Annotated in this window: 9 protein-coding genes; 6 read left to right on the top strand and 3 right to left on the bottom strand. The window is 51.6% G+C overall.

Features of this window, described 5'->3' with window-relative positions; genetic code table 11:
* Positions 1 to 88: 88 nt before the first annotated feature.
* From RW092_RS11280 to RW092_RS11270, 3 genes are all read right to left on the bottom strand, one after another.
* Positions 89 to 469: a PilZ domain-containing protein gene (locus RW092_RS11280; RefSeq protein ID WP_127576738.1), complete on the bottom strand. Its 381-nt coding sequence runs from the start codon at positions 467 to 469 to the stop codon at positions 89 to 91.
* 122 nt (positions 470 to 591) lie between these two features.
* On the bottom strand, positions 592 to 1,092 hold the full coding sequence (locus tag RW092_RS11275) for a glutathione peroxidase (RefSeq protein ID WP_316010237.1): 501 nt from the start codon (positions 1,090 to 1,092) through the stop codon (positions 592 to 594).
* 4 nt (positions 1,093 to 1,096) lie between these two features.
* On the bottom strand, positions 1,097 to 1,678 hold the full coding sequence (locus RW092_RS11270; protein ID WP_016311087.1) for a thioredoxin family protein: 582 nt from the start codon (positions 1,676 to 1,678) through the stop codon (positions 1,097 to 1,099).
* Positions 1,679 to 2,204: 526 nt separating this feature from the next.
* Here RW092_RS11270 and RW092_RS11265 point away from each other — a divergent pair.
* From RW092_RS11265 to RW092_RS11240, 6 genes are all read left to right on the top strand, one after another.
* On the top strand, positions 2,205 to 3,194 hold the full coding sequence (locus tag RW092_RS11265; RefSeq protein WP_016311088.1) for an ABC transporter ATP-binding protein: 990 nt from the start codon (positions 2,205 to 2,207) through the stop codon (positions 3,192 to 3,194).
* Entirely contained in the window at positions 3,191 to 4,192 is a 1,002-nt protein-coding gene (locus RW092_RS11260; protein ID WP_316010236.1) for an ABC transporter ATP-binding protein, read from the top strand. Before RW092_RS11265 ends, RW092_RS11260 begins: the two co-directional genes overlap by 4 nt.
* 104 nt (positions 4,193 to 4,296) lie before the next feature.
* Complete coding sequence (locus RW092_RS11255) at positions 4,297 to 5,961, top strand: ABC transporter substrate-binding protein (protein ID WP_316010235.1); 1,665 nt, start codon at positions 4,297 to 4,299, stop codon at positions 5,959 to 5,961.
* A 39-nt stretch (positions 5,962 to 6,000) separates the two neighbouring features.
* Positions 6,001 to 7,005 (top strand): ABC transporter permease, encoded by a 1,005-nt coding sequence (locus RW092_RS11250; RefSeq protein WP_028539365.1) that lies wholly within the window; start codon positions 6,001 to 6,003, stop codon positions 7,003 to 7,005.
* 12 nt (positions 7,006 to 7,017) lie between these two features.
* Positions 7,018 to 7,917, top strand: a complete 900-nt coding sequence (gene nikC, locus RW092_RS11245; RefSeq protein ID WP_260070332.1) for a nickel transporter permease — start codon at positions 7,018 to 7,020, stop codon at positions 7,915 to 7,917.
* 134 nt (positions 7,918 to 8,051) lie between these two features.
* The gene (locus RW092_RS11240) at positions 8,052 to 9,002 is read left to right on the top strand and encodes an L-lactate dehydrogenase (RefSeq protein WP_316010234.1); all 951 of its coding nucleotides are present in this window, start codon (positions 8,052 to 8,054) and stop codon (positions 9,000 to 9,002) included.
* The last annotated feature ends 125 nt before the right edge of the window (positions 9,003 to 9,127 follow it).

Here is a 9,127-nt window from a genome sequence, read left to right as displayed (position 1 = left end):
AAATTACGTGAGTGAACCATTATCCTTCGGTAACATTTTTATATGAGTTGACACGGCCCCGCCATAAAATACCGGTGGGGCGTTCGCTTTATTTTACGATGATTCTTCGAGATGCAGCCATCCCCCTCAATTCGACGTTCAAAGCCTCCTTTTCCTCGTCGTTAAGCTCCAGATGTAACCCATAATGGTGATTGGGGGGCTCCAGCTCTCTTTGCCAGCGGATTTCGCCGGAGAAAGTGCGATTCTCATCGCTTAAGCGAACATGCAATAGGACATGTATCACGTGGGAGGATGCGTGCAGATTCAATTCGGTGCGGACCCGGCAACCGGATTTGCTGATATCGATAAGCTCGATCTGCGCCGGTTTCAGGGGCAGCGCCTGCCCGTCAATCGACACAATTTCGAGCGATGCGGCGATCGGCGGATTCAGAGAGTAACGAAAAGGCTCAGTTCTTCTAGTGTTTATCATAAATAGAATTATAGCGAAAATTGTCGATCACAACACCGTTTTTATTCTAAGAGGCACAGCAAAAAACCGCCGCAGCATGAAGCTGCCAGCGGTTTTGGTGATCTAGGCGTCAGGCCTTAACATTAATGGTCAGCTGCCGTACTTGACAGCAGCGCTTGAAGGTCCGGCTCAATCTCAGATGGTTCGGTGCGAGCCGAATAACGCTTGACGATCTCGCCGTCTCGCCCAACCAGGAACTTCACGAAGTTCCATTCGATATCCCCTGTATCGTAAGGTTCTGGTGTATGCTCCCGCAGATAACGGTATAACGGGTGGGCGTTCTCACCGTTTACGTCGATTTTGGCGAACAGCGGGAAGGTGACCTGATAATTCGTTTCACAGAAAGCTTTAATCTCCGCCTCCGTTCCAGGCTCTTGTTCGGCGAATTGATTGCATGGGAACCCAAGCACGGAGAAGCCTTGATCCTTGTACTTGCTGTACAGTTGCTGGAGCCCCGCATAATGCGGTGTCAACCCGCATGCACTGGCGGTATTAACGATAAGCAACACCTGCCCCTGATATGGCGCGAGCGTCGTGGTTTCCCCCGTAATCGTACGGACTTCAAAATCATATAGGCGGCTCATCAGCTTACACCAAATCGCAGGCGTCCGCTGGCATCCAGTGAGCATCCTGCCCTTCCCATTTCACATTACAGCCGATCGGATTGGTTAACGGAATTGAAATTTCGCAACCAGCGGTAAGTTCCTCCAACACCCGATCCAGATCGTTGACCGTCATTTTGCTCGTGTCACGTGGGTTATCCACGCCGCGTCCCGTATAGACAAGCTTGCGGCCAGAATCAAAGACGAAGAAATGCGGCGTGCGCAGGGCCCCATAGTCTTTCGCTGCCGTCTGTTCCTTGTCTCGCAAATACACCCAAGGGAATCGATGCTGCTCCATCCGTTTAACCATGTGCTCGAAGGAGTCTTCCGGGTGAGTGTTCTCGCTGTTCGAGTTAATTCCTACGAACACGACCCCCCGATCCTTATACTTCTCCGCCGTTTGCCGCGTGACTTCATCGGAGCCGAGTACATAAGGACAGTGATTGCACGTAAAAAACACGACAAGCACCTTGGCCGAAGCAAATGATTCTAAAGAGTAGGTCTGGCCATCTGTAGCCGGCAGATTAAAGTTTGGAGCCGCACTTCCCAAAGATAACGTGAAACTCATTTACCATCACCTCTCACCTATTTTGATAACGGTTACTTCCATTCTACCTTAAATGTTTCGATCATCTCAAATTTTAAGAATGACCTGCCAAATAGCTGTCATAGATATGACACCTTGAAATTTTCTATTGTCTATTCTGTGAAAATGATGTAAAGTAGCTTATCAAACAAACAAATATTTTTTTATGTTAGTTAACTTAACACTTCAATTGACCATAGTTCGATAAATCGTCACTTTTAGCGAAATTACGGCAAAGAGAAATGTGATTTACCGTATATCGCTCATTGAATCCTTCTGCATAGGCTTCCGCTTTACTTGATTGCTGTGCGGAAGCGAAGATGTACATTCGTCCGCGTTGTAGAGACATTTCGAAGGTCGAGTGTCGTAACTTAGAGAAAGAGGGGCTAAGTTACACCTTAATGCTTTAGGAAATTACAGTGCGACAGATGAATTGTACATTTGTCTATTGTTGGCGGACATTGTCGAATTGCGAGATTCCATTTTCACGGGAAAAGAGGCTGTAAACATGATTCAACCCATTTTGCAGATTAAGGATTTGCATACCCACTTTTTTACGGACCGAGGCGAAATCCCTGCGGTGGACGGCGTGAACCTGTATGTGAATCCCGGCGAGGTGCTTGGTGTCGTTGGCGAATCGGGCTGCGGCAAAAGCGTTACCTCCTTATCGATCTTAAAGCTGATCCCTCAGCCGCCTGGCAAAATTACCGGAGGGTCGATCGAGTTTAAGGGGAAGGACATCGTTCCGATGAAAGAGCGGGAAATGAGAGCCATTCGCGGGAACTCGATTTCCATGATATTTCAGGAACCGATGACGTCGCTGAATCCGCTGTTTACTGTCGGCCAGCAAATCGGAGAGACGGTTCGGCTGCACCGGGGGCTCAACAAAAAGCAAGCGCGGGAACATACCATCGACATGCTGAAAAAGGTCGGCATTCCTCGACCGGAGGCCATCATCGATGAATATCCGCATCAGCTCTCCGGCGGGATGAGGCAACGGGTGATGATCGCGATGGCGATCTCCTGTAATCCGGAGTTGCTGATCGCCGACGAACCTACTACAGCGCTTGACGTGACCATCCAGGCCCAAATCCTTGATTTGATTCGGCGTTTGAATGAGGAGAACGGTACGGCCGTCATGATGATCACGCATGATCTTGGGGTTGTTGCTGAGATGTGTCACCGAGTAGCTGTGATGTACGCCGGCAAAGTGGTGGAGGAAGGGCCGGTGCGGGATATTTTTAAAAATCCGCTGCACCCCTACACCCAAGGGTTGATCAAGTCCGTGCCGCGCATGGACGAGGACCGCAAGCGTCTGTTCTCCATTCCAGGCAACGTGCCGATCCTGAACACCCAGATGAAAGGCTGTCGCTTTGCCGAACGCTGTTCCCATGCGATGCCGATTTGTTCGGAGCAGCTGCCTGAGCTGAAAGAATACGAAACGGCGCATAGCTGCCGGTGCTGGCTCCACGAAACGCCACAGGAGGAAGTTGTATGAGTGAACCCTTACTGCAAGTTGAACATCTAAAAAAATACTACCCTCTCGGGGGCGGATGGTTTGGCAAGTCCCAGCAATTCGTTAAAGCGGTCGATGACATCTCATTTACCGTGCACCGGGGAGAAACGTTTGGACTCGTCGGGGAAAGCGGCTGTGGTAAATCTACCACTGGCCGTTCCCTGCTTCGGCTGATTGAGCCGACCGGCGGCAAGGTGATTTTTGAAGGGGAGGACATCACGGCTTTGTCGCCAGAGGCGCTGCGCCGGAAACGCAAGGATATGCAGATTGTGTTCCAGGATCCCTTCTCCTCGTTGGATCCTCGCCATACGGTGCAGCGGATTCTGGAGGAACCGCTGATCGTTCACGGCGTGGGCAATGCCAAGGAACGTAAACAGATGATCGACCGGTTGATCGATGTCGTTGGTCTGGCGCAAAGCCATCTGCAGCGTTATCCGCACCAATTCTCCGGCGGTCAGCGGCAGCGGATCGGGATCGCCCGTGCATTGGCGCTCCAGCCAAAGCTGATTGTCGCCGACGAGCCGGTTTCCGCGCTGGATGTGTCGATCCAGTCGCAGGTGGTGAACCTGCTTCAGGATCTGCAAGAGGAGTTCGGGTTGACGTACATCTTTATCGCCCACGATTTAAGTGTCGTGAAGCATATCTGCGACCGGGTAGCGGTTATGTACCTCGGCCGGATCGTTGAGATTGCCGACAAACACAAGCTGTACTCGTCACCTCAGCATCCGTATACCCAGGCGTTGCTCTCCGCAGTTCCGCAGCCGGATCCGGACAAGAAGACCGAGCGGATTATTCTGCAAGGCGAAGTGCCCAGCCCGGCTAATGCGCCGGTCGGCTGCGCGTTTCATACGCGGTGTCCGATGGCAATGGACGTTTGCCGGACGCACCGCCCTGAGCTGGCTGAGACGGATGCGGGCCATTTGACGGCTTGCCATCTGTACACCGAAGTGAAGAACACAGGAAGCGCGAGCTTGGCATAAAGATGACGTTTTGAACTACCTCTAAAGGTTTATAGTCTGGGTACTATGCCCAGCTTTTTTATAAACAAGAAATTATATATTGGGATTCAGAAGGGAGCCACAAAATGAAAGCAAAGAGATGGAGTAGTGTTGTTCTTGTTACGATGCTAAGCGCCGCCATCGCATTGACGGGGTGCGGAGGCAGCAACAATGCCGGTGGCAGCAATTCCGGCGGAACGAATACGGGTGCGAATACGGAGGCAACCACTCCGACGGGTTCCGCTCAAGACACGTTGGTCGTAGGCCGCGGCGGGGATTCCGCTTCGCTGGACCCAGCGATTGTAACCGACGGCGAATCTTTGAAAATCGCACACCAAGTTTTTGATTCCTTGCTCGAGTACAAAGAAGGAACTACCGAAGTTCAAGGCTCGTTGGCTGAGGACTGGACCGTATCTGAGGACGGTTTGACTTACACTTTCAAGCTGCGTCAAGGCGTGAAGTTCCATGATGGTACGGATTTTAATGCGGATGCGGTTGTATTCAACTTCACCCGTTGGTCTGATCCAAACAGCGAATACAAATTTGAAGGCGACTCCTTTGACTACTATGATTCCATGTTTGGTCCAGACGGCAAACGCGTTATCAAGGAAGTAGAAGCGGTCGACGAGAACACGGTTAAGTTTACACTGAACCAACCGCAAGCGCCGTTCTTGCAAAACCTGGCCATGACCTCCTTCGGGATCGCCAGCCCAACGGCCATCAAGGAGAAGAAAGAAAACTTCAAGAACGAGCCGGTAGGTACAGGTCCATTCGTATTCAAAGAGTGGAAACGCAACGACTCGATTACGTTAGAGAAGAACCCGAACTACTGGAAAGAAGGGCTTCCGAAGCTGAACAAAGTGATCGTTCGCTCCATTCCAGATAACTCGGCACGTTTCAACGCGTTGCAAAGCGGTGAAATCGATTTGATGGAAGACTTGAGCCCAGACGATCTGGCAACCTTGGAAGCGAACCCGGATCTGCAAAAAATCGAGCGTCCTTCCAACAACGTCGGTTATGTCGGCTTCAACCTGAAGAAAGAACCGTTTAACAACGTGAAAGTAAGACAAGCGCTGAACTATGCCGTTGATAAGCAAGCGATCATCGATGCCTTCTTCGCAGGCCAAGCTGAACCGGCTAAGAACCCAATGCCGCCGTCCCTGTGGGGCTACAACGATAGCATTGCTGATTATGAGTATGATCCAGAGAAAGCGAAAGCGTTGCTGGCTGAAGCTGGTTATCCGAACGGTCTGCCAGGGGAATATGTCTTCTATGCCATGCCGGTATCCCGTCCTTACATGCCAGATGGCAAGAAGGTCGCCGAAGTTATTCAGCAAAACTTTGAAGAAGTTGGCGTAAAAGTGAAAATTGAATCTCCGGAATGGGCCGTTTATCTCGACGATGCGCAAGCCGGTGAAAAAGACGATCTGTTCATGCTTGGTTGGACCGGTGACAACGGGGACCCAGACAACTTCCTGTACACGCTGTTGGACAAAGACGCGATTCCGTCCAATAACTACACGTACTATTCGAGTGACGAGCTGCATGAGTTGTTAGTTGCGGCGCAAATCGAAACGGATCAATCGAAACGTGAAGAACTTTACAAACAAGCGCAAGAAATCATTAAAGCCGACGCACCGTGGATTCCGCTCGTGCATACAACGCCGCTGCTGGCTGCAAAAGCGAATCTGAAAGGATACGTTCCGGCGCCGACAGGTACGGAATACTACAGCAACATCTATTTCGAATAACAGGCGGGATCTTAACGCCTCTGGCAGGTGAACCTCATCTTGAAAGCTTATATTTTGAAAAGAATACTCATCATGGTTCCTGTCCTAGTCGGCATGACGATTATCGTATTTTCCATTATCCATGCGATTCCCGGTGATCCTGCGGAAACGATTCTAGGGCAGAAGGCCACGGAGCAATCCAAGGAAGCGCTCCGCGAGCAACTGGGCCTGAACAATCCGTGGTATCAGCAGTATTTCTCTTACATGGGAGATTTGTTAAAAGGTGACCTGGGGCAATCGATCCGCACGAGAGTGCCGATTGCCCAGGAGATCACCCCCTATCTAGCGGCTACGGCGGAATTAACCGTGGCGGCGATGGCCTTTGCGATCTTCTTTGGCGTGAATGCCGGCATCATCAGTGCCTGGAAGCAGAATTCGTGGTTCGATTACATCTGTATGTTAATCGCACTGATCGGGGTATCGATGCCGATCTTCTGGCTCGGGCTGATGGAACAGTGGATCTTCTCGCTCAAATTGCATTGGCTGCCTTCCATCGGGCGGATGAATCAACGCGACCCGGTTGAAGCGGTCACGAATCTGTATGTGATCGACAGCATTATCGCTGGTCGCTGGGATCAGCTGTGGACAGTATGCAGACATCTGATTTTGCCAAGTATTGCGCTGGGGACAATTCCGATGGCGGTTATCGCTCGGATGACGCGGTCGAGTATGCTGGAAGTTATGAATTCCGATTTCGTTCGCACGGCCAAGGCCAAAGGGTTGTCGCAATTTATTGTCATCTATAAACACGCCTTGAAAAATGCATTTATTCCCGTGCTGACGGTCATCGGACTGCAAACTGGCGCATTGCTTGGCGGTGCGGTTTTGACCGAAACGATCTTCGCATGGCCTGGTGTGGGACGGTATATTTACGAAGCGATCAGCTCGCGTGATTATCCGGTAATTCAATCCGGCATTCTGGTTATCGCCTTTATTTTCGTCATTATCAATCTGATCGTGGATTTGCTGTACGCAGCGGTCGATCCACGCATCCGTTACCGGTAAAGGAGGGAAACCATGGCAGAGGCAACTACAGCAAGCACAAACCGCAGCACCGCCGTCCCGGCCGGGAAGGTTTCCGGACCTTGGCGCGATGCGTGGAAAGCGTTCCGCAAAAATAAAATCGCCATGGCCGGCCTGATCATGATCGTGTTTTTCATTCTGATCGCCTTGCTGGCCCCGGTGATTGCTCCTTATGAATTTGACAAGCAGGTTTTGCGCGACCGCTTAAAACCGCCGTCCTCATCGCATTGGTTTGGGACGGACGATCTGGGACGCGACCTGTTCACCCGCGTATTATACGGGGCGCGAATCTCCTTATGGGTGGGGACGTTCTCCGTTGTGGGATCAATCATTTTGGGGACGCTCTTCGGCATTCTGGCAGGGTTCTACGGCAAATGGATCGATATGGTGATTTCGCGCCTGTTCGATATTTTGCTGGCGTTCCCGAGCATTTTGCTGGCGATCGCGATCGTGGCCATCCTTGGTCCGTCGCTGCAAAACGCGTTGCTTGCCATCGCCATCGTCAACATCCCGACGTATGGGCGGCTGGTGCGGGCGAAGGTGCTTAGCTTGAAGAATGAAGAGTATATCACTGCAGCACGGGCAATTGGGATGAAAAACAGCGCGATTTTGCTGCGGCACATCCTGCCAAACAGCTTGACACCAATCATTGTGCAGGGCACGCTGGGGATCGCTACGGCGATTATCGAAGCGGCTGCGCTGGGCTTCCTCGGTTTAGGGGCTCAGCCGCCTACACCGGAATGGGGCAAGATGCTGTCTGATTCGCGTCAATTTATCGCGACCGCTCCGTGGACTGTAGTTTTCCCGGGGATTTCAATCATGCTGACGGTACTTGCCTTCAACCTGATGGGCGATGGTTTGCGTGATGCGCTTGACCCGCGGATGAAAAGTTAAATCTATCGTTATGAACTGCCGGGAGGTTTTCCGGCAGTTTTTTTGTGTGTTGTACCTAATATACGGGTCAACTGGTTTGCGGTTATAATTTAGGCATCGGATCAAGAGAATGGATAGGAGAGGGAGGCGGCAGAATGGCCAAAAAAGCGAGAAAGGTGACGATCGTTGGTTCCGGCCTGGTCGGTACGGCTTGCGCTTATTCGATGATTAATCAATCGATCTGCGATGAGATTATGATGATCGACCGGACGTATGATCGTGCGGTGGCACATGCGCTCGATTTGTCGCATTGCATGGACTTTACGCAAACCCGTACGAAGGTATATGCTGGCCGGCTGGAGGACTGCCGCGATATGGATGTGGTTGTGCTGACGGCAGGGGCGAATCCGAAGCCGGGGCAAACGCGATTGGATGTGCTGGGCGAGGCGGAGAAGATTACGCGGGATATCGTCAGCCGCATCGTAGATGGAGGATTTGACGGCGTGTTTGTCGTCGCCGCGAATCCGGTGGATATCGTGACATATATCGTGCGCGAGGTGTCGGGGTTCCCGCGGAACCGGGTGATTGGCACCGGGACTTCCATCGATTCGGCTCGGCTCAAAACGTTGCTGTCGGAGGTCTTTGCTGTTGATCCACGCAGTGTAAACGGGTATGCGATGGGAGAGCATGGGGATTCGCAGTTTGTGGCCTGGTCGCATGTCACGATCGGCGGGAAGCCGCTACTGCATATTTTGGAGCAGCATAAGGAGCGGTTCCGCCACGTCAAGCTGGACGAAATCGCGCAAAAAACAAAAGATGCGGGATGGGAGATTTTTACCCGCAAGGGCAATACGCAGTTTGGGATTGGAAACGCGCTGGCTTATATCGTGAGATCCATCCTAAACGATGAACACAAAATCATCGCCGTTTCCGCTGTGTTGGAAGGGGAATATGGCCAAACCTGGGTTTGCTGCGGTGTGCCTGCCATTATCGGTGATGGCGGAATCGAGGAATTGCTGGAGCTGAACTTGACTTGGGAGGAACAGCAGAAATTTGCGCATTCCTGCGGCATTTTGAAGGCGGCGATTGCGAGTCTTCAACTCTAGTCAGGTAAAGCTGCCGTCGGTTGGCGGTTTAACAGAGCATCCGTTCATTGGGGAACGGATGCTTTTTTTATTATGGCTTTAGCCAGTTGAGCTCGCGAAGCGTGCGAAACAAAAAACCACCCGCT

Source organism: Paenibacillus sp. 3LSP, from assembly GCF_032465655.1.
In the GTDB taxonomy this organism is placed as follows: Bacteria; Bacillota; Bacilli; order Paenibacillales; family Paenibacillaceae; genus Fontibacillus; species Fontibacillus barengoltzii.
This window is presented reverse-complemented; position numbering and strand designations above follow the sequence as displayed.